20 protein-coding genes, 3 tRNA genes, 2 rRNA genes and 1 pseudogene are annotated in these 20,318 nt (G+C 40.7%); 4 read left to right on the plus strand and 22 right to left on the minus strand.

Going from position 1 to position 20,318, the window contains the following annotated elements; translation table 11 throughout:
- Positions 1-16 precede the first annotated feature (16 nt).
- The 11 genes from EL341_RS11945 to EL341_RS11995 all read right to left on the minus strand — a co-directional run bounded on the left by EL341_RS11945 (position 17) and on the right by EL341_RS11995 (position 8,641).
- The gene (locus tag EL341_RS11945) at positions 17-364 is read right to left on the minus strand and encodes a hypothetical protein (protein WP_074822495.1); all 348 of its coding nucleotides are present in this window, start codon (positions 362-364) and stop codon (positions 17-19) included.
- The gene (locus EL341_RS11950; RefSeq protein WP_074822491.1) at positions 354-1,064 is read right to left on the minus strand and encodes a Gp138 family membrane-puncturing spike protein; all 711 of its coding nucleotides are present in this window, start codon (positions 1,062-1,064) and stop codon (positions 354-356) included. Before EL341_RS11950 ends, EL341_RS11945 begins: the two co-directional genes overlap by 11 nt.
- Positions 1,057-1,878: a phage protein gene (locus tag EL341_RS11955; protein ID WP_074822488.1), complete on the minus strand. Its 822-nt coding sequence runs from the start codon at positions 1,876-1,878 to the stop codon at positions 1,057-1,059. Before EL341_RS11955 ends, EL341_RS11950 begins: the two co-directional genes overlap by 8 nt.
- The gene (locus EL341_RS11960) at positions 1,865-2,191 is read right to left on the minus strand and encodes a phage baseplate plug family protein (RefSeq protein ID WP_047781560.1); all 327 of its coding nucleotides are present in this window, start codon (positions 2,189-2,191) and stop codon (positions 1,865-1,867) included. The genes EL341_RS11955 and EL341_RS11960 overlap by 14 nt, the downstream gene beginning before the upstream one ends.
- Positions 2,192-2,210: 19 nt before the next feature.
- Positions 2,211-2,984: a phage baseplate protein gene (locus EL341_RS11965; RefSeq protein WP_074822484.1), complete on the minus strand. Its 774-nt coding sequence runs from the start codon at positions 2,982-2,984 to the stop codon at positions 2,211-2,213.
- A gap of 3 nt (positions 2,985-2,987) precedes the next feature.
- On the minus strand, positions 2,988-4,841 hold the full coding sequence (locus EL341_RS11970) for a phage tail protein (protein ID WP_074822481.1): 1,854 nt from the start codon (positions 4,839-4,841) through the stop codon (positions 2,988-2,990).
- A 160-nt stretch (positions 4,842-5,001) separates the two neighbouring features.
- Entirely contained in the window at positions 5,002-5,391 is a 390-nt protein-coding gene (locus tag EL341_RS11975) for a phage tail assembly chaperone (protein WP_047781563.1), read from the minus strand.
- Positions 5,391-5,822 carry a phage structural protein gene (locus EL341_RS11980; protein ID WP_047781564.1) on the minus strand — a complete coding sequence of 144 codons (432 nt, stop codon included), beginning with the start codon at positions 5,820-5,822 and terminating at the stop codon, positions 5,391-5,393. Before EL341_RS11980 ends, EL341_RS11975 begins: the two co-directional genes overlap by 1 nt.
- A gap of 67 nt (positions 5,823-5,889) precedes the next feature.
- Positions 5,890-7,395 carry a DUF3383 domain-containing protein gene (locus tag EL341_RS11985; RefSeq protein ID WP_074822478.1) on the minus strand — a complete coding sequence of 502 codons (1,506 nt, stop codon included), beginning with the start codon at positions 7,393-7,395 and terminating at the stop codon, positions 5,890-5,892.
- Between the two features lie 13 nt (positions 7,396-7,408).
- Positions 7,409-7,966: a phage neck terminator protein gene (locus EL341_RS11990; protein ID WP_126467864.1), complete on the minus strand. Its 558-nt coding sequence runs from the start codon at positions 7,964-7,966 to the stop codon at positions 7,409-7,411.
- Between the two features lie 321 nt (positions 7,967-8,287).
- Positions 8,288-8,641, minus strand: coding sequence for an antiterminator Q family protein (locus EL341_RS11995; RefSeq protein ID WP_047781567.1), 354 nt, complete (start codon positions 8,639-8,641; stop codon positions 8,288-8,290).
- A gap of 148 nt (positions 8,642-8,789) precedes the next feature.
- Here EL341_RS11995 and EL341_RS12000 point away from each other — a divergent pair, with 148 nt between their 5' ends.
- Positions 8,790-9,488: a LexA family transcriptional regulator gene (locus tag EL341_RS12000; protein ID WP_053007634.1), complete on the plus strand. Its 699-nt coding sequence runs from the start codon at positions 8,790-8,792 to the stop codon at positions 9,486-9,488.
- Between the two features lie 138 nt (positions 9,489-9,626).
- Here EL341_RS12000 and EL341_RS12005 read toward each other — a convergent pair.
- Both EL341_RS12005 and dnaQ read right to left on the minus strand, forming a co-directional pair.
- Positions 9,627-9,703 (minus strand) — tRNA-Asp (locus EL341_RS12005).
- Positions 9,704-9,818: 115 nt separating this feature from the next.
- Positions 9,819-10,583, minus strand: a complete 765-nt coding sequence (gene dnaQ / locus EL341_RS12010) for a DNA polymerase III subunit epsilon (protein ID WP_074822475.1) — start codon at positions 10,581-10,583, stop codon at positions 9,819-9,821.
- On the opposite strand from dnaQ, the pseudogene rnhA reads away from it, so the two are divergent.
- Positions 10,528-11,098, plus strand: a pseudogene (rnhA, locus tag EL341_RS12015) (ribonuclease HI). The gene dnaQ and the pseudogene rnhA overlap by 56 nt on opposite strands.
- 13 nt (positions 11,099-11,111) lie before the next feature.
- Here the strand turns inward: rnhA and EL341_RS12020 are convergent.
- Positions 11,112-11,831 (minus strand): class I SAM-dependent methyltransferase, encoded by a 720-nt coding sequence (locus EL341_RS12020; RefSeq protein ID WP_047781569.1) that lies wholly within the window; start codon positions 11,829-11,831, stop codon positions 11,112-11,114.
- Between the two features lie 44 nt (positions 11,832-11,875).
- Between EL341_RS12020 and gloB the strand changes: the two genes are divergently transcribed.
- Positions 11,876-12,631: a hydroxyacylglutathione hydrolase gene (gene gloB, locus EL341_RS12025; RefSeq protein ID WP_074822472.1), complete on the plus strand. Its 756-nt coding sequence runs from the start codon at positions 11,876-11,878 to the stop codon at positions 12,629-12,631.
- Positions 12,632-12,707: 76 nt separating this feature from the next.
- Positions 12,708-14,222 (plus strand): murein transglycosylase D, encoded by a 1,515-nt coding sequence (gene mltD / locus EL341_RS12030; RefSeq protein ID WP_047781571.1) that lies wholly within the window; start codon positions 12,708-12,710, stop codon positions 14,220-14,222.
- A 23-nt stretch (positions 14,223-14,245) separates the two neighbouring features.
- Here mltD and EL341_RS12035 read toward each other — a convergent pair whose 3' ends face one another.
- From EL341_RS12035 to rrf (EL341_RS12065), 8 genes are all read right to left on the minus strand, one after another.
- Positions 14,246-15,040 carry an endonuclease/exonuclease/phosphatase family protein gene (locus EL341_RS12035; protein WP_373876069.1) on the minus strand — a complete coding sequence of 265 codons (795 nt, stop codon included), beginning with the start codon at positions 15,038-15,040 and terminating at the stop codon, positions 14,246-14,248.
- Positions 15,041-15,247: 207 nt separating this feature from the next.
- Complete coding sequence (locus tag EL341_RS12040) at positions 15,248-16,477, minus strand: HlyD family secretion protein (RefSeq protein WP_047781572.1); 1,230 nt, start codon at positions 16,475-16,477, stop codon at positions 15,248-15,250.
- 29 nt (positions 16,478-16,506) lie between these two features.
- A complete protein-coding gene (locus EL341_RS12045; RefSeq protein WP_074822469.1) occupies positions 16,507-18,639 on the minus strand; it encodes a peptidase domain-containing ABC transporter in 2,133 nt (710 codons plus the stop codon).
- A gap of 109 nt (positions 18,640-18,748) precedes the next feature.
- A complete protein-coding gene (locus EL341_RS17620; protein ID WP_158487442.1) occupies positions 18,749-18,892 on the minus strand; it encodes a hypothetical protein in 144 nt (47 codons plus the stop codon).
- Between the two features lie 781 nt (positions 18,893-19,673).
- Positions 19,674-19,750, minus strand: a tRNA-Asp gene (locus EL341_RS12050).
- A gap of 89 nt (positions 19,751-19,839) precedes the next feature.
- A 5S ribosomal RNA gene (gene rrf, locus EL341_RS12055) occupies positions 19,840-19,955 on the minus strand.
- A 31-nt stretch (positions 19,956-19,986) separates the two neighbouring features.
- Positions 19,987-20,062 (minus strand) — tRNA-Thr (locus EL341_RS12060).
- Positions 20,063-20,112: 50 nt separating this feature from the next.
- Positions 20,113-20,228: ribosomal RNA gene (rrf, locus tag EL341_RS12065) — 5S ribosomal RNA — on the minus strand.
- Between the last annotated feature and the right edge of the window lie 90 nt (positions 20,229-20,318).

A 20,318-nucleotide genomic window follows, 5' to 3' on the forward strand; every position in this document is an offset into this window, starting at 1 on the left:
ACCTGCTTCCGCAGGTTTAAGTTTTTACTATTAATTGTTGGTCATATTGGTCGGTTAAATAAACGGACACCGTCATTTGCCGACTATCGGGATCTAAGCGCATGGTGAACTCGTCTAATGATTTAACCCCTTCCGTTTCCAATATCTGTAATTTAATTTCTCGTTCGAGTCGGGATAAATCAAAGCTTCGTTCAAAGTGCGGCAACCAGGGAATACCATGTTCCAGATCGTGTACCCAATCACCTTTAAAGGACAGTAATCGGGTCTTGACTCGCTGTGCAATAGATTCGCTATCCTGCGCATAATTAAAACGTCCCAAACCAAATGACCAATCATGGTTTTTATCTAATCGTCTAACTCGCATTCGGTGCTCCTGTTGTTCCTCCTGAATCGCCAGGGTGACTGTGATTGGTTAAACTCACTCCATTGGCAATCACATCACCTGCAACTTTAACCGTGCCAGAAATACTGGCCGATGCGCCGCCACTCCCTCCTGAACCAGCCATTCCGCCCTGATATGTCAAAAGTTGCTCAACAAACAGAGGACATTTGATAATCATCTGCTGGCCATCGACCTCAATGCTGCCCGAGTCATCAATTTTGACATAAGCTGAATTATCCACTTTACGTATCGCAATACAGTCCATATCAAACGCCGGTATCGCTTTTGGTACTGAACTAATCCCGGGAATAAATGACGCATCAGATAAATCAAATAAACGATAATCTAAAGGTTTACTGTGATCCCCTGATTGAAACCAACCATCAATACAGCGTTCATTAATAATCACCTGCCCTTCATCACCAGGTTTAACTGGAAACGTTAAAGCAAATTCACCTGCTCGAGGAAACTGAACGGGAACATCTAGCAGTACCGGTAAAGAAATAACCGTATCATCAATGAGAACTTGATCGATCATCGGTTGAATTTGGGCTGTTTGTAACGCTGGGTTAAATGCAACAACTTTGCCAGGAAAAGCGGTGTGTATTTGTAATAACGTTGCCTTGATTGTGCTGGCAATCGCATTATCCTGTGAGGGCATACTGGTTGATAGCTCACTCATTCTTTTCTTCCCTTTTATTGATTAACCGTAATGTGGTTTTCCAGTCACCGCCAATGGCATCCCCCTGATGCAATACACTAATCACTTTATAATCACCGTTATGAATACTTTCGATGGATTCAATACGGACCTTGCTCCCCACCTGTATTTGCGGATTAAGTAAACAACAGACTTCAAGATCTTTATCTGACGTTGCCGGTGAGCCAATCATGCCGGTATCTTGTGATAACACCGTAATTTCTTTATTCAGAAAACGATCGTTAGGTAAGAAAACCAACTCTCCATCCTGAATCGACCAATCGGCATTATGCTTTATCGCAATATCACTCAGTAAATCACGTGAGGCTCCATGCAAAACCTTACCGCGCGGCAAGCTTAACTCGGATTGAATATCAATCGAGCCGGGTTGGGTATTTTTCATTGAGTCTGACAGCGCCTGAATAATATGCTGATCGGTACACCCTGATGCTAACGATCTTGAAATAAATGAATTTCTATAGTCAACATCGCCGTCAGCACATTCCAATTCAATAAGAATATCAAGCCCATCACGTACAACTTTCGTAGTCTTAATGTTGCCTGCATAAATCATGTTCAGCCGATCGTAGCCGACAAATAATTTGAGATATTTAAATTGTAATGAAATTAATTGCTCACGATGGCTTTGATTAAGATTCCAAATTTTAATCTGGGCCGGATTAGGTTTTTTATCAATGGTTTTACTGATAGAAAATTCTACGCGTAAGTTATTAATGGAGATCCCATCATTTTCATCACCAATATCAAGCCGAAACTGGCGATTAAATTGCCTCATCCAATACCTCTGATTTTAAACCAACGTGCAATACACAGCGAGAATCCAGATCGTCCATAAAAATAGGATCTAAACCCAATTGCTCCTCATCAGTTAAATAAAAATAGTATTCAGTCGGTGAGCGCCAAAGAATTGGGGTACCCACCACCAATGCAGCCCCTTGTACAATAACCTTTTGCTTTTTCACATCATAAACATCCATAAACCATTGGGTACCAATACTGTTATAGCGTAAAGTCACCCGTAATTTACAGTCTCTAATCGTGAAGTGAAATTCTTGATAAGGCATTGATTTTAATTTTATTTTATACATATCAGCCTCTAATTGAAAACTACTTAGGAGCAACAGAACCCACTGACGTCTTTGCACAGCCTTGACTGGCAGCCCGTCCTGATAATTGCTTTTCATTTTTTAGAATAATACCAACGCCATTTATTACTTTTGATTGCACAATAAATACCTCTCTGGCAGTAATTGAAAAATCAGCGAATCCTTCAGAACTCTGACTAACGGATAAAGATTCAATTAACATATTTTTATAGTGCTTAATGCCGGTTGTAATCTCTATTGTCTGACCTAGCTTTTGTAACGCCAGAAAGTCATCATAAATACGTTCAATACGATTACTTTTCACTGAGCGATCTTTCAGCCAAGCTTGAGAGTTATCCGGCGACCATGGCGTAATGGCATGTTTTGCTTCTTTGGCGCTATCGTTATTTAAACTGGCATTTTTCTTGATCCTTTTTTGACACAGTTTTTCTGCATAATCAGTTCTATTTTTTAATCCCGGAATAGAAACGTCATTCACAAAATCCTTATTACCGCGAATGGTTGGCGAAGCAGTATTAGAAAAAGCCTCCTGCTCACTGTCATAATCAACAACAAGGCCAGAGATACTAATTGATATTGGTGTCACCATAGAATGGTCAGTAACCGATGCACCAAATTCAACCGGATTTTCGGTAATTTTCAGCTGTGAACCATGTTGTTCTGACTTGGTCACATCTAACGTTAAATGCCCCACTCTACGGTTATACAAGCTCACCCGTTGCTCTTGATTAGAAATAGAAGCGCGGGATTTTCCTCGTTTATTTGATATTGGCATGGTTTATACCTTTAGTTGTGCCCGGTTATCTTCATAGGTTGACACATCCCTTTGTTTTAATTTTTTATCAATAATTTCAGCAACTAAGTGGGGATTATCCGATGTGATATTCATATGAACCGTCTGCTCACTATGATTATTAACCGCAATATCTCTATCTTTAGCACTTCTTATTTGATGGGAAGCCCTTGTTCGAGCGGAATCAACGGCTTTGGGAACTTCACTAACCGTCTTCAGCGTTTTATCGACAGTGGCACTAATATCATCATCGGAACCAAAGCCAAAGAAGCTACCGATAGCAGAAAAAATACTGGTTACTGCCGAAAACTTATCTTTTATCCAGCCGATGACCGCATCAATACCACTTAAGACCCAATCCCATGCGGTCTCAAAAGCATCGCTAATAATGTCAGGAATATCCGCACATGCGTCTTGAATAAATGCGATAAAATCTTTAAATGCCTGTAATGGATTGGAAACAATGCGCCAAATTAAACTGAAATAACCAACAATAAGGTTTTTAAAAAAATCAAACAGCCCCATTACAAACTGTTTAACCGCATTAAACCCCTTGACTAAGGGCTCCCAAAATCCTGCCAGACTTGACTCACCGCCATCAAGGTAATTGCAGAAGTCTTGAAATAAAGCGTATAAGCCAATTAACGCAGCAATAATCAATCCAATTGGGTTTGAAATAAACGCAAGCCTTAGATACTTAGCAAATAAAATCACTGTTGCAATGGCGGTAATCAGGATCTCATTGAATCCAGCGGTCCCATTAATAACGGAAGAAATCGCTTTCACAACCATTGTTAGTATATTTGCTAAGAAAGAAAATACTGAACCTAATGCAGCAATAAATTGATCAACAGATTCTTTATTCTCTTTCAAAAATTTAAGTAGTTGCTCACAAATATCAAGTAATATCGGCAAAAAAGCCGCTAATAATTCTTGAAATACTTTATCTGTGACTTCAGATATTTTCTTCTGCACTTTTTCATACTTTTCCGCTAATCCCTCCATGCCCGGAATTTTGGACATATCGCCCAATATATTAAAAGCATGAGAAAAAACCCCTTTGAGTTTGGAGAACGTAGAAAAAATGGTTAGCCCTCCTTTTTTTATCCCGGAAAAAGCTTTATCCATACCAGAACTTAACTTACTCATTCCCTGAGAAAGTCCGGCCGGAATTTTTGACAATAGAGGAAAAGATTGCTGACATTTTTCAGCCAACTGACTAAAAAATTGTTTACTTGATACTATTGCCTGACTAAACGCCCCATCGACCTTATCCGCCATATTCTGGCTAAAAACCGCCAGTAGACTAATAAAGCTGGTTCGAACCCCTTTAAAGCTGGTCATTAACTCATTTTTCTTCTCCGACACAAAGTCAATGAATTGGCCAAAATGGTTACGTAGCTCATCGAATTGCTGCTTTATCGCTGCAAATTTACTAATATACTGAACAAGCAGGTTCAACTTTTCTGACAGTAATACCGCTTGTTTTTCGATCCCTTCCAGACCTGATAACTTAGCGATTTCAGTAAGACGAGAAGAAAAACCGATCACCCCATTTTCTAATCGAGTAAAAATCGACGTGGTATGGCTTGATTGTGCGGTAATATTTTTAAAAACATTCGATTGAGACTTATCTACCCCACTGAATAATTGGTTAATTTTAGAAGCACTACTCTCAATATTATTAACAATATCTTTTGTCATTCTGGAGTGTGATTGATTAAATTTCTTAAGCACAGCTTGTTGCTGAACTTCCAATACTCCTGAAAGTTTGAGTAGCGCAGCATTGAGTTTATCCATTCCAGATGATAAATCTGATAATTGCCCTACTGCACTCATGTTATTGGCTTCTCATTATGCTGGCGTTGTATCTCATCCCATTCCGTTATGGCTTCATGAAATGAGCATAAATCACCAATTGAATAAATTGTTTTTAGCTCATTCAAAGTACAAAGGCCCCGCATAACGGGGCCAAAAATGAACCAATCAGTAGAGCCTGTTACTCTGTCTTCGGTAGAAGACCCGATAACAGACTCTCGCCGCCAGAGAAAAAATCAGAAAATTGATATTTCACCCCCTCAACAAGCACATTAATCATATGAGAACGGTATTTATTAAAGTGTTCATTAACTTTATTGCTTAGCTTAAAAGCATTTCCTTCAATGGAAACCGAAGTATGCTCAAACACCAATTTTTCAATGTCATTAACCACTGGATCGCCTAAATTAGACAACAGCGTACCGATTGAAACTGGTTGCTGACCATGACCAAACTCTAAACCACGCAATAACGAAGCGGCTTTTTTTAATGCACTCCAGGCTGCAACGGCATTGGCTGGCGTCATAACATAAGTCACATCATCAACTGAAAATTCTTGTTTCATTTCCATTAGTTTGCATATCCTTTTTCAAAGCGGAAATCCATTTTTTCAAATACGATGGTCCACGTTTGGGCATTATGACCAGCACCGCGAACGTAACCAGGTAATGTGGTTAAATAACCTTTCGTGGCCGTCACTTGGTCTTCATTAAGTAAATCGCGAATTTCTAATGTGAAAGGAACAAATGTTTTTAGATTTTCTTGCTGACGAGCCCATTCACTAAACTGTTTGTTATCTGCTGAATGCTGTTTAATTTTTAATGCTAACGTACCCGATTTATTTGGCTCCCGGATAAAAATACCTTTACCATCTGCACCAATTGTCATCGCCCCCATATCTGTTGCCCGAGTAGCGCTAATCACATCTGAGCCATCGGCCCAATCACTCATCACGACACCATTTAAAATTACTACTGTTTGTTGTGGATCAAAAACTGCCATCTTATTTTCCTTATAAAAAAAGCCCTAAATGGGCCTAAAATTAATTAATAATAAATAGATTGAAATATTAACGATTGAAATTCACCATCACATCGACAGAATGAATGGCTCCTGCTAACTTAACTGCAACTTGGATTGGTGGTGATTTACGTTGTTCACGGTCGGATATTGATAAATTATCAACGGTATCAGCCCATACATAGAAACCATCGTCTAAGCGATCGCCTGAATTTAATGTACCAAAGCTATCTCCATTCCATACCCCAGGTGCAAAAGCACCGTTTTTAATACCTTCTAAACAGACTTTCTTCACCGCAGCAATTAATCGAGCGGTTCCAGCGTCAGTTAAAGGAACTTTGGTTGGTGACTGATAAAGCACAGCAAAGGTTTCTTTTTCAACTGCATCAATAAACCAGTCAAGAATATGTACTTCATCAAAGAAACGTTTGCCAAGCACAGTGCCTTCCGCCACCATGGCCGCCTGATCAAAATAGGTGTAATAGTTCAGACCTAATGCTTTACATTTATTTGCTTCGGTCAGTGTTAAATCATCCGCAGAAACGCCCGGTAATGACTTAAATTTCATGGTAATGGTTGAATTATTGGCAGAAAAATTAACGGCTAATGCTCGAGCTAACCAAGAGTTAATCGCATATTGATCGTTCTTATCATATAAAACCACTGTGCGATCGTTCTGTTTATCCACCAGCTTTTTGAAAATATTGCCATTACTATTTTCAATATGAGAGGATTTTAACGTTGTTAAACCTAACACCTTTTTATCAGAGGCTTGAATCCAGTCGGACGCGGCTTGAATTTCACTATCGGTTAATGCCGCAACAATACTTGCTGCATACCAATTTGGATTTTTATTTTGCAATGCGGTAAACGCTTCCGGCAATGATTGCACGGAGATTGTTGCCGCATCGCCACCTTTCAGTTTTTCAGCCTGCCCATTTTCCAACTGTAGCAGTTTGCCAATATAGGTGCCGGATAATGCTGAATCAACGACATAATCAACAGAATGTTGCTGCCCGGCATTTTTAGCTTTAATAATAAACCGCTGCCCAACTTCATCAAAGATGACGTTAATTGGGCTGGTTTTTGGCAACAATGAATTAATCATGGTAGCAATACTGGTGAAGCTTGATACGCCGCTTGATAAATCCAAGCCTGAAATATCAAACTTCTGACCATCAGCAACCAATGATAAATAGCCATCGGTAATATAGGCCATATCGGCTAATGTTGTGCTAACAGGATATCCTTCAACCGCCGCTTCAACCGCCGAAATCGTCTGAGTCGTGTTATTCCAACGCGCAATAATAAGCTGTTTTGGTTTTGGCGTTTGGGAAAAAAACAGACGTGATGCCGCCGCAGTTTCAGAACGTGAGCCAAATGCTTTTTCCACATCATTTTGTGTGGCACATTCAATAAATACGGTATTGGGATCGGTAAAAACATGACCATATTCTGGTGTGAATAGCGCTAACGTGCCAAAGTCGCGTCGAAATGGCGCTACTGGTGATGAGTTAAGCTGTACATTAACAATTTGGGATAAAGGTAGTGACATATTTCTCTCTTTCTTATTTTAAGTTATTGGTTTCTGTATGAACAACCAGACCGCAAGCGTCCATGCGTCGCTGTTCTACATCCACATTGATTTTATGAGTTAAGATCAATTCCATTGATACAGATTGTTCTGGTATTGACCCTTCATTTTGTTGCCTTATCGGCGACGTTTTAAGAAGGCTTAAATGTTTTCTTTTGAATTCACTTTTACCTTGGCTGGAATGAATTACACAATAAGCGCGCATCATTAATTCATAGGCTTGTTCCCCATAGGTTGTTAAACGAATAGTTGATGAACAATCAACAGTGACACGTTCAATTTCATCATGATGAAGAAATTCCAATTTTGCTCCTCCTAAAGGAGCTACCTCTAATAATGCCAATGCAGCAAGAGGACTGGTCAAATTGGGTTGAAATGAAGCTGTAATTTGTTCATCTGTTAAACGTAAAAGAGACTTGAGAATATCTTTTACACTGTAGATGGATAATGTTTCTGTTGGCATATTAATTACTCTTATCACCAATGAAATAGGCAATATCTGTCCTCTCACTATAAAAATAGCAAGAGGCATGTTTAAATCCCCTAAATGAATGATTAATATAATCCGCTGTCAGTTAAAAATAATAAAAAACAAATTACATATGCAATATTTCGTTCTAATAACCTTTAACTTACCCAACGTTATTATAATGAATAAAACTATAACACCAGCTTAATTATAATTAGCTGATATAATTTTTAAATGTATAAAATGACCTATCACGCATTTCTACATTCAGCCATATTTAGATAATAAAAAACCAGCCGAAGCTGGTTATGATAATTACCATTAACTCAAATAAAGTTATTAGATAGACATAAAAAATAAAGTCTGATATTTCATTTAAATACTTTAAGCAGCGACGTCCATTGCATCATCAATCTTAGCTAAAACATATTTTTCAGCATAATTTAATGTTTCAGAAATAGAATGAGGCCGTTTGCCCATCACCTTAGCCTGACGGTTACATGAAATCCTATTTAAATAATAAGAAGTTAATACCGCATAAGCGAACGGATCCGAACTCCTTAATCTTAATACAGATTTATCAACCAACTCGGCTTCATCTTCAGTTAAAAAAGGACGATAATCAAACTGTTGATTGACCGATATAAACCCCGAAGAATGAGAAGGAAACTCAGTACCTACTCGTTTAGTGCCTCTAACATTTGCCCAGCCCTTTAAGACTGTTTTAATATCTCTCATCACTATTTTCCCTGTAGTCATCCTAAGCTATACACAAAATGTTAAAGCACATGCGCAAACATGTCAACAAAATAAACAAAATGTTTATTGCAATTTTAAACCGTTTGTTTAAAAATAGTTTATATAAATTAAAGAAAAGGGAGATATCATGGGCTCATTATCAGAAAGACTAAAACAAATAATGACAGAAAAAAATTTGAATCAAACAGAATTAGCCAAACTTGCTGGTGCTTCACCACAATCCGTCACTAACTGGTTAAAACGAAATTCAATGAGTAAAAATGTTGCACGCATTATTTGTGAGAAGACCGGTTACTCTATTGATTGGCTATTATTCGGTCTTGGTCAAGATGCACATACTGATACTAATTTAAAACCATCACGCCTACAGCCCATTACCTGGGAAGAGATATCGACAACAAATACTGAGTTTGTTGAAGTTCCAGTTTTAGACATTCATCTCTCAGCCGGCGATGGGTACTACAATACAGAAGAAAATGAAATCTACACGCTACCTTTTAGGGCTCACACACTCAGGCGTGAAGGTATTCATGTTGAAAACTTAAAGGTCGTCAGAGTAACGGGTGACAGTATGGAGCCGAAACTTTCTGATAACGATACTGTTTCTATTGATACCGCAGATAAAATTGTGCGCGATGGAAAGATGTATGCTATCCGTATTGGCGACGTGCAAAAAATTAAAACATTGATACAGAACTCAGATGGCAGCATCACCATGCGCTCTTATAATGCAAACTATAAAGACGAGATTGTTGCTAAAGAACAAATAGAATGTGGGGAATTTACCGTTATAGGACGAGTATGGTGGATCTCATCAATCGTTTAATGCCATCTTCCCGACAATATTGATTGAATTGATAGCGGGCTAAAATAATAAATCAAACATTTAATCGATCAAATAATGAACAAAAATATCATGCGCATAAAAAAATACCAGACACTAAGGTCTGGTATCTTAAAGTAGTGGCGGAACGGACGGGACTCGAACCCGCGACCCCCTGCGTGACAGGCAGGTATTCTAACCAACTGAACTACCGCTCCACTCGACTTTCCTTAGAAAGCGGGATGATAGTAAGGTTCCGTGCAGCGGGAGTCAATGAAAATTTACTCAAACAGAATCATTTGCACACAAATTCAGCGAACCGAATAAAAACAGCTAATTAACGGTTTCTCCGTCAACGGGTGTGCGCCAGAGACAACTGCCCCCTTTCTTGGCAATAAGATCGAGACGTGATTCGTGGGCTTCCACCTCTTCATCAGAGGCATAAACAATTTTGAGAGCACTTTCGGCACGAACAAGACGCTGAATTTCGGCACCTCGGGCTTGAGTCTGCGTCTCACCATCAACAGAAAATGATAATGAGGTTTGGCCACCGGTCATCGTTAGATAAACTTCGGCCAAAATTTCGGCATCGAGTAAAGCGCCGTGCAGCGTTCGGCGGCTGTTATCAATATCTAAACGGGTACATAGCGCATCCAAACTATTACGCTTGCCCGGGAACATCTTACGCGCCATTAGCAATGAGTCAGTTATCGTACAGAATGACTCAACTTTCGGATAATCGCTACGTAACATGCGAAACTCATGATCCATAAAGCCCACGTCAAACGACGCGTTGTGAATCACTAATTCCGCACCATCAATAAACTGATAAAAGTCATCGGCGATTTCCGCAAACGTTGGTTTATCCGCCAAAAATTCGTCGCTAATCCCATGTACCGCATAAGCATCCGGATCAACCAAGCGGTCGGGCTTAATATACACATGAAAATGCCTGCCCGTCAGGCGACGGTTCACCACTTCAACAGCACCGATTTCAATAATTCGGTGTCCCTCATAGTGAACCCCAACCATATTCATACCGGTGGTTTCAGTATCGAGAACAATCTGTCGTGTAATTTCAGTGCTTATTGGTTCCATTTTGTGTCAGACTTACCGTTTTCAACTTTATGATGAGTCTACCAGATATGCTTAAACAGGTAGAAATATTCACCGATGGCTCCTGTCTGGGTAATCCTGGGCCCGGTGGCTATGGTGCTATTTTACGCTATAAACAGCATGAGAAAACCCTTAGTGCAGGATATTTTCTCACGACCAATAATCGGATGGAACTTCTGGCGGCCATTACCGCTCTGGAGTCGTTAACCGCTCCCTGTAGTGTCTCCCTGAGTACCGATAGTCAGTATGTACGACAAGGTATCATGAAATGGATCCATAACTGGAAAAAGCGGGGTTGGAAAACTGCCGATAAAAAGCCGGTTAAAAATGTCGATCTTTGGTTACGGCTCGATCAGGCGATTACTCACCATAATGTCGAATGGCATTGGGTAAAAGGCCATGCCGGTCACGAAGAAAATGAACGTTGCGATATTTTAGCCAAAACAGCGGCTGAAAACCCAACGCTAACCGATACCGGTTACACCCCTGAAGCCTAGAATAAACTAAAGTTTAATCGCCATTCGGCATATTTTTCGTTGCGCCAACGGCACCAGACCTCACACGAAAACGTTTTTTAAATGATAAAAGCGGATTCAACGTTAAAGGAATGGTCCGTTTGCGGGCAATAATTAAACTCTGACAACCAAAAGCCGGTATGTGAGTGCTCAAAAAACCGTTTTGTGCTCCCCAAGGCACGCTCTGAAACTGTGAATGATACAGCACTTCATAATTCAGCAGGCTTAGCCAGTCAATCATACGCATTTTACTGAACATACGGCTGGCATAGGGGTGTTTTTTTCTTACCATCGGCACCATCTTTCCGATGCCAACAAAGCTGAACGGATTGAATCCACTGATGATTAACCAGCCATCATCAATTAAAATGCGATCAACTTCGCGTAAAATACCGTGGGGATCTTCCGAATAGGCTAAGGTATTAGCCAATAAACAGGCATCCAGGGTTTTATCGATAAAGGGCAATTGCAGGTTATCCGCATAAATATCTATCTGTTCGCCCGATGCAGAAACATTAATATGGTGAGCAATCTGACATTTTTCTGTATTGATCGCCGCACTTAGATTACCCAGTTTCAATAAGTGAAAACCAAATAATTTCGGCCACCATGGTTCTAATTGTTGCTCTAACGCTATACGATAAGCTCCCCCATGAGATAACTCATCCCAAGATGCTGGCGGTGCGATAATTTTATCTGTGCGGGCAGCTCTCATGAATTATTATCTCTATTAGTAGCATTTAAAATCAGGGGACCATCATGCATCTTATCAGTATTCCCGCATTTCAGGACAATTACATTTGGCTATTAACCAAAGATAGTCAAACAACCATCATTGTCGACCCCGGCACGGCTCACCCCGTAATTCAGGCGTTGCAACAACATCAATTAACACCTGATGCCATTTTGTTAACCCATCATCACAACGATCATACTGGTGGTGTAGCTGAGTTAGTTAGACATTATCCAGCGCTAAAGGTTTATGGGCCTGAAGAAACTCGCAGTAAAGGGGCGCAAATCATCGTTAAAGAAGGCGATCATGTTGTTGCTGGAGGAATGACGTTCTCAGTACTTGATGTGCCGGGTCATACCATCGGCCATATCGCCTTCTATTGCTCACCTTATCTGTTCTGCGGTGACACACTGTTTTCAGCAGGATGCGGACGTATATTCGAAGGCACTGCTAAACAGATGTACCATTCAATTCAAAAGCTAGCTGCATTACCCGATAACACAAAAGTATGCTGCGCTCACGAATATACGCTGTCTAATTTACGTTTCGCAAACTATGTTTTACCAGAAGATATCGACATTGAAACATATCAGCAACAAATTGAGCAATTAAGGGCAGAAAACCAAGCTTCAGTGCCAACTGAGCTACAGTTAGAACGAAAAATTAATCTTTTTCTAAGATGTCATCAAATTGATTTACAAAGAAAGTTAGGCATCAATGATCCAACTATCGAAATTTGGCAGGTTTTTAAACAGTTAAGAGCAATGAAGGACAATTACTGACGCTTTTTGTTGAGTTATAGCGCCACTCCAAGTATTATCGGTCGACTTTTAATCAACCAATAATATTTTAATGCATATGAAGGCCAAAGCGATTTTATTCGCTTCTGTATTACTTGTCGGATGTCAGAGTACTAATCATCAGGTTTCGACACCAACAACGAAGCAGAATCCGTCTTCAGCTAATGACTTTTTTGCACGTAATTCTCAAACAGATATCGACTGGCTTATGGATGAAGACGGCCAGACTGAGAAAAATTTATGGCAGGCTGTCAGTGAAGGGCTGGAAATGGAGATTCCGCAAAACGAGCGGATTCGTGAACAAAAAGAGTACTACCTCAAACACAAGAGCTATCTCCACGATGTAACGTTGCGGGCTGAACCGTATGTATACTGGATCGTCAGCCAGATCAAAGATCGTGATATGCCAATGGAACTGGTACTACTTCCCATAGTGGAGAGCGCTTTTAATCCCAATGCTACCTCCTCAGCCGCAGCTGCGGGAATATGGCAAATTGTACCGACAACTGGCCTCTACTACGGTCTTAAGCAAGATAAGTGGTATGACGGGCGCAGAGATGTCGCACAGTCAACAACCGCAGCGCTGGATATGTTGGAGCGCTTAAACGGTCTGTTCGATGGGGATTGGCTATTAACAATTGCTGCCTATAACTCTGGCGAAGGCCGAGTACTCAATGCGATCAAGGAAAATCAGGCGAAGGGTCGTCCTACAGACTACTGGTCTCTGAATTTACCGAAAGAAACAATGCGCTATATTCCCAAACTGCTGGCTCTCAGCGAAATGGTGAAGAACAGTGACCGTTACGGCCTCGATCTGCCAAATAGCAATCTGAATCGTGCTTTGACCCGTATTGAAGTGGGCCAACAAATCGAACTCACTCAAGCGGCGAAAATGGCTGACATGCCGCTGCAAAAGCTAAAAACCTATAATGCTGGCTACAAACATAATGTCACCGCCCCTAATGGCCCACACGCAATTATGCTGCCGGTTAAAAATGCCAAAAAGCTAGAGGCATCACTAACCCGTGGTGAAATGAATCTGGTTAACTGGGGTGAGCATCGTGTTGTTCAGGGTGAAACCATTGAAATTTTAGCTAAACGTTATGGCATCAGCATAGATTCAATCAAGCAAGCAAATAATTTAACTGCACAGGTTGCCCCTGGTCAGAAAATTACTTTGCCGCTATCTGGTGAATATATCGCTCAGCTAACGGTTCAACAAGCTCAGATAGCGCAAATCGCCAGTAGCCGAGCAACCTCAAAGGTTAAATACGCCGTTCGCGCAGGTGATACCCTTTCTTCCATTGCTAAACGTCATAAAGTTAAAACCAGCGATATCCAAAGTTGGAATAAACTGGCTAAAAACAGCAAACTGAAAGTGGGACAAACGCTCCAGATTACCCGCAACAGCAGTAATCGTGGTATCACTTATCGTGTACGTAAGGGCGATTCTCTCACTAGTATTGCCAGACGTCATAAAGTCGATATTAATGATGTGCTGAAGTGGAATTCAAGCCTGGAGGATGTACACAATCTTCAGCCGGGTGATACGTTAACGCTGTATAAACGCTAATCCTGTCTCTCCACGCTAATTCGTCATGGATTAGCGTGGAACCTCACCAGTAACGGATTGTGGTCTGATGCTTCCGTCACTAAAACCGATGCTTCTTCAACCTGTAATCCACGATAAAAAACAAAGTCCAAAGGACGGCCAAATGCTTTTTTTCGCCAATCGCGAGAAAAGCGGACTTCCTGTAATCCTGTCAGCGTTGAAAAACGATATAACGAATGTAATCGCTGCCTACTCCAGGCATTAAAGTCTCCGGCCAGTATTACCGGTCCTTTATGTTGAAGGATCTGCTCACCAATCGGCTTTAACTGCTGCTTATAAATATCGACACCAATGCTGAAATTAACCGCATGGATATTCACCACCATCAGCTGCCGCCCATCATCTAATGGATATACCGTTACCAAAGCCGATTTAGATAGACGTAACAGCGGTTCACGTTCCCTTAAAGGGCAACAATAAATAGGATTCGCGCAAGACAGCGTCATGACCCCAAGTGAATACTGAGGCATAACAATTGCTGGTACTTGATCTGTTGCCAGATAGTTAGAGGTCGCAAAATGGAGCAGCTCAGGTGTAGTCTGGGCTTCTTGTAGCAAAACCAGTTGGCTTTCTAAGCCGTACTTTTTAAGTACGTTTAACCAGTTTGTTCGCTGCTGTTTGAAGATATTCCACACCATGACGCTTAACGCGCCATTCGTCGGTAAAGACTGAAGCGGAGGCGTGATTAACTGCCCTGTATCAGCAAGAACACCAGGGAAAATACGTTCGGCAGGTAATCCCGCCGCATACCTCATGGAAAAATTTTTTTTCCGCACCATTAGAGCCTGTCATTAAGAAATTCTCTTCCTGAGATTATACACCCCATCCATGAGCAGAAGATAAAGATTACTTTATCCTGTTATAGGGGTTTCAAACCAGAAACTCAACGTTAAACCAATAATAAAAACGTCAAGAACGGTCATCACGATGCATTCATCAAGAATAGGTACCAGATAATAATGAGTAGGCCCTACGCTCTACTGCACTTAAAAGAATCGCTGACGAACTCTTTCCAGCGGACTTAACAACAACATGATTAGTGGTTTACGGTCAATGGTCAAATCGGCATTTAGCGTCATCCCACCCAATAATAAATGTTGGCTACCGTAAGCATCACGAAATGAAGGAGGGATCGTTAAACGTGCCAGATAGTAGTTTTGTTTTACATCCCCCTCAATCATCATTGACTTTAGATCAATGGCAACCGGGTGCATTTCTTCCAGTTTAGCGGTGACTGAACCATATTTATCTACCGGAAAAGCATCAAAACGTAGTCTGACTTCTTTATTCATTTCCAAATTACCCACACCGGTTGCCGGTATGTACAGATATGCCTGCATATACGCAGGCTCACTCAAGCGAAGCACCATTACGGTTTCTTCATTCGCTAAAAGCCCCCTGCCTTTCGGTAAGTTAATAGAGAGAATCGTACCATCTGAGGGAGCCAGTACCGCAATTCGGTTAGTGCCATCCGTCAGAATCTGGCGCTTAATATCGCTGATCTGAGTCCGTAGCGTAAACTGTTCATTCTCGATACTATTAATTTCAATTTGATGGGCGCTCACCGCGGCACTTTTACGATTTTCCAGATCCAAAATATTACCGTTTTCAATCTTCTCATTAAGCTCTTGCGTTAGCATATTGCTATTCACTTCATCCAGTTCGGTACGTGAAACCAGACTTTTTTCCGCTAGCTGCCTACTGGCTTGATATTTACGACGAGCGTTAGCACTGAGTGTTTTAAGCTGCACTTGCTTAGTGCGCATCGTCTGCAAACTGTCATCGTACAATTTTTGCTGCTGCTCAAATCGTTGAGTCTGCTGCTGCTTCAAATTATCCAGTAATGATAAGCGAGCCTTAGCGCGCTCTAACTCAAGGCTTAAGCGCTCATGGTTATATTTACTTAACGGCGTACTGCCAACGCCATGATCCTTGGATATCCAAAACAAAACACTATTGGCAGTCACTTTCTGCCCAGGAATAACGGCAAATTCAATCAACGTACCAGACTCTGGCGCTTTTACCTGTATATCCCCTTCGGGACTAATTAAAATACCGCGCGCAGCAACGCTGTCATTGAATTTGAAAAAAATAGAAAATAGAATAAAACACACCAGTGCGCTAATAAAAAGTAATATTACCGAACGCAAATTCACCAGACTGATTCGGTAAAATGAAGCGGTATTACGTGCTGATAAATCTGATTTATCTTCCATGGTGCTCTTTCCTTTTGCGATCATATTACTTAACTTTGCTGCTGCAGATAACGTTTAGGTTCATCAATTTCAATCAACTTACCTTGTTGTAAAATATACAGTGCTCCCTGCTGATAAACTTGTTCAGGCGTATGAGTAATAAAAATCAGCCCCAGATCCAACTCTCTCAGATTGTGTAAAATCTTATGCGCCGTTTTCTGATCCATATTGGCGGTTAATTCATCACACAACAAAAAATCAGGCTGATGGTACAACGCTCTGGCTAATACTAAACGCTGCTTTTCCCCAGCGGAGAGATAAGAGTCACCGGGCATAATTTCAGTTTCATAACCATGAGATAGCAACTCAACAACCTCTGCTATCTCAGCAATTCGACAAACCTCTTTCACCCGGGATAAGTCTGGCTGATAGCTAAAGCCAGAAATATTTTCCAGAATCGTCCCAGAAAACACATGTTCATCAGCATGGATAACTCGAACATGCTTACGTAATGATTCAGGAGTGATCTCTTTTTGATTGATGCCATCATAGAAAATATCGCCGCTGGTAGGGCTTAACATCGCATTCAGCATTCGTAGTAATGTTGTTTTACCCGAACCACTCGGGCCAACCAGCACGACTTCTTGCTTTCGATGCCAAACGGTAGAAATATCATCCAGAATCAAAGCGCGATTAGGGTAAGCAAAAAAGAGATTATTCAGCTCAATTTGTTGTAATGGATGAGGACAGCGTTTATTACCAAAGCTTTTAGCTTCTGATTCCGTCGCCATCATGTCAGAAATTCGTGACAATGGCGCTTCTAATGCGGCTTTATGCAGTAAACCTTCAGCAACATCAACAGTGCTATCGGCAAAATATTGCTTATAGGAAAGGTAGGCATAAAGCATACCAATTGAAATCTCACCTTGAATAACCATCCAGGCACCCAAGCACACGACTAGCAGTTGCTCGGCATTGACCACCATCATCGAACCAGCATTAAACTTGGCCGTAAGTTGATCTTTACGAATGCGGGCTTCAACAGACCGGCGCATGGCCTTATCCAGAACCGCTCCCCGGCCAGCTTCGATAGCACTGGATTTAATACAGGCAATTCCTTCATGAGTTTCAGCGAGTAACGATTCATATTGGGCTGATTCAGCAATCTCTTTATCCACCGCTCGTCTAAACGGCCGAATCAAAGCATAACGGATCAAGAAGAATATCGACATGAGCAGTAGTGTCCATGCCGCCATCTCAACGTTATACAAAAACATGCATATCAGGCTAATCAATGCCATGACGATGGAATAAATCAGCTTGGCATAACCATTACTGATAAATTCTGAACAGGCTTCCAATGACTTGTCTATCGCCAAAACGGTCCCTAAAGGACGACGCTGAAAATACGATAACCCCAAACTCAAATTATGCCGCCAGGCCGTTTGGCTCAATTGGTCATAACTCAGATTACGCGCCACAACCTCCAACAACGTTCTTAATAATTGGGTCATAGCCTGAAACAAAAAGACCATTGAAAAAATACAGGTCAATAGAATCGCCAGATCAAAATCACTTTTCTGTATCGCCTGATCGATAACCAACTGAACATAGGAAGGAACGGCCAACAGCAACAGCAATCCGAAGAACATCAGCATTAATAGAATAATTTGATTCTTACCGTGCTCATTGACCCAACTAATTAAAGTCCCCATCTTTAATGCATCAGAAGGCTGACGCTTTTTAAAGCTGGTTGTTGGTCTTAATTCTAATACGTATTGAGAAAACAGGGCGCGGGCTTCTTCTAATGTATATTGTTGCTCCCCCAAAATGGGGTCATGTACGCAAAGAGTGGAAGAAGTTGCTTCGGTAATAACGACAAAATGTGAATTGCGCCAAAATGCAATAACTGGAAAAGTTAGCTGTGGAACATCTTCAATTTCCCCTTGAAGAAGTCTTGGCGTCATTCCTTTCGTTATAGCAAATTCAGCTAAATCTGCGATAGAAGTTCCTCCCTCTAAAGAGATTGGATATTCTCGCCGTAATTCAGAAAGCGTTGTACGATGGCCATAAGCGCCCATCACCATAGCTAAACAAGCTAATCCACATTCTGTATATTCATGTTGAAGTATAAGTGGTACCTGATGAGGAGAAGTCAGGCTTCCTGGCCATGAAAAGTTCATTTTTTATTATTCAAATTATTAATATCGTATTCACCCTATTTAAGGAATTAAAAGGGTTTATATAGCGCTCTCAATATATGAGAGCGCTAATATTACTTACAGATAAGAATTAACGAGGGCCAGTACCGCCGCCGTTACCGCCACCACAAGGTGGTTTTGGTTTACAAGGTCTGCAAGGCTTCCAGCAGATCAGTTTCCAAATCAAACAACCGCCAACAGCTTTCTTACCATGATGAAGTTCAATCTCTTTCATAATAATTTCCTTATTTTGAAATAATGCGAATACGCCACTTAATTAATAATAACTCCATGACCATATAACACATTGGTTAATTAATAATTACTTAGCAAAAATAATAAAAAGTCTTAATCGCTAAGTCGAAATGATTATAGAAATAAGAAAATAGAATTCAATACCAGAAGAGTTGTTCAATAAATAGCAAGATTTAACCCATCACAGATGAATAAACTAAAAAAAAACCTCAATTGAGAGTAAGCAGAATTAAAATTTAAACAGATAGAATAATCAACTGATATTAGATGGGAAAATATAAGATACCAGTATCACAAAAGAGAGAGAATAAGATTTAATAAAAATCAATAATAATATATGAGATTAAAGTTCATGTGATATTCCTTGTATATCAATATATTCTCACTTTTATTATGATAACCAATAAAATTTCAGTTATAAAAACAGCTTCTCACATATGATACCAATAAAAACACACCATCATACTGACAGTAAAAACAAATCAAGATATCCTCGGCGAGGAATAATTTAAGAAATAACACCCAATACTTTGTAGCGATAAGTAAATTAGATAGATAAAAACCCATGTTTAAGCATAGCTTTAATATCTGCTCTTAGACTAATCATATCTATTCCATCTATATAGATAATCAAGCGCTAAATGCAGAGGACGATGGCTATAAAATAATATCCATATTGATATATGAGAGAAGAATAGATAGGTATGTTTAAAACTCACAATAAAAAAGGCCTGCTATCATAGCAGGCCTTCTAAAATAAGTGGCGGAACGGACGGGACTCGAACCCGCGACCCCCTGCGTGACAGGCAGGTATTCTAACCAACTGAACTACCGCTCCACCGATTCTGTATCGTTATTAAGTCAATTTACTTAATAACCAAGTCTTACTTCTTCCTTTGTTTACTCACAAAGGTTTACTAATTTAAAGTCTGGCAGTTCCCTACTCTCGCATGGGGAGACCCCACACTACCATCGGCGCTACGGCGTTTCACTGCTGAGTTCGGCATGGGGTCAGGTGGGACCACCGCGCTATCGCCGCCAGACAAATTCTTTCAATGTCTAACATTATTTAAGTGGTGCTGATACCCAGAGTCGAACTGGGGACCTCACCCTTACCAAGGGTGCGCTCTACCAACTGAGCCATATCAGCGCCAAACTCTGCACTATCAGATAATAGATCTAATAATGACTAAATTTGGAGCCTGGCAGTTCCCTACTCTCGCATGGGGAGACCCCACACTACCATCGGCGCTACGGCGTTTCACTGCTGAGTTCGGCATGGGGTCAGGTGGGACCACCGCGCTATCGCCGCCAGGCAAATTCTGTACTGTAAACCGTCATGTCCGTCTCTCAACACACACAACCATTCACTTCAATCCGTTCACAAGCTGAAAATCTCTCAATCA

Source organism: Pragia fontium (genome assembly GCF_900638655.1).
Lineage (GTDB): Bacteria > Pseudomonadota > Gammaproteobacteria > Enterobacterales > Enterobacteriaceae > Pragia > Pragia fontium.

Coding starts and splice junctions, on each gene's coding strand:
- EL341_RS17620 (WP_158487442.1), bottom strand. CDS start 18,892: ATGAAAGAGATTGAACTTCATCATGGTAAGAAAGCTGTTGGCGGTTGT.
- EL341_RS12045 (WP_074822469.1), bottom strand. CDS start 18,639: ATGAACTTTTCATGGCCAGGAAGCCTGACTTCTCCTCATCAGGTACCA.
- EL341_RS11980 (WP_047781564.1), bottom strand. CDS start 5,822: ATGGCAGTTTTTGATCCACAACAAACAGTAGTAATTTTAAATGGTGTC.
- EL341_RS11945 (WP_074822495.1), bottom strand. CDS start 364: ATGCGAGTTAGACGATTAGATAAAAACCATGATTGGTCATTTGGTTTG.
- EL341_RS12035 (WP_373876069.1), bottom strand. CDS start 15,040: ATGGTGCGGAAAAAAAATTTTTCCATGAGGTATGCGGCGGGATTACCT.
- EL341_RS11965 (WP_074822484.1), bottom strand. CDS start 2,984: ATGCCAATATCAAATAAACGAGGAAAATCCCGCGCTTCTATTTCTAAT.
- dnaQ (WP_074822475.1), bottom strand. CDS start 10,583: ATGGAACCAATAAGCACTGAAATTACACGACAGATTGTTCTCGATACT.
- EL341_RS11950 (WP_074822491.1), bottom strand. CDS start 1,064: ATGAGTGAGCTATCAACCAGTATGCCCTCACAGGATAATGCGATTGCC.
- gloB (WP_074822472.1), top strand. CDS start 11,876: ATGCATCTTATCAGTATTCCCGCATTTCAGGACAATTACATTTGGCTA.
- EL341_RS11990 (WP_126467864.1), bottom strand. CDS start 7,966: ATGCCTCTTGCTATTTTTATAGTGAGAGGACAGATATTGCCTATTTCA.
- EL341_RS12000 (WP_053007634.1), top strand. CDS start 8,790: ATGGGCTCATTATCAGAAAGACTAAAACAAATAATGACAGAAAAAAAT.
- EL341_RS12040 (WP_047781572.1), bottom strand. CDS start 16,477: ATGGAAGATAAATCAGATTTATCAGCACGTAATACCGCTTCATTTTAC.
- EL341_RS11970 (WP_074822481.1), bottom strand. CDS start 4,841: ATGAGTGCAGTAGGGCAATTATCAGATTTATCATCTGGAATGGATAAA.
- EL341_RS11955 (WP_074822488.1), bottom strand. CDS start 1,878: ATGAGGCAATTTAATCGCCAGTTTCGGCTTGATATTGGTGATGAAAAT.
- EL341_RS11995 (WP_047781567.1), bottom strand. CDS start 8,641: ATGAGAGATATTAAAACAGTCTTAAAGGGCTGGGCAAATGTTAGAGGC.
- EL341_RS11960 (WP_047781560.1), bottom strand. CDS start 2,191: ATGTATAAAATAAAATTAAAATCAATGCCTTATCAAGAATTTCACTTC.
- EL341_RS11975 (WP_047781563.1), bottom strand. CDS start 5,391: ATGGAAATGAAACAAGAATTTTCAGTTGATGATGTGACTTATGTTATG.
- EL341_RS12020 (WP_047781569.1), bottom strand. CDS start 11,831: ATGAGAGCTGCCCGCACAGATAAAATTATCGCACCGCCAGCATCTTGG.
- EL341_RS11985 (WP_074822478.1), bottom strand. CDS start 7,395: ATGTCACTACCTTTATCCCAAATTGTTAATGTACAGCTTAACTCATCA.
- mltD (WP_047781571.1), top strand. CDS start 12,708: ATGAAGGCCAAAGCGATTTTATTCGCTTCTGTATTACTTGTCGGATGT.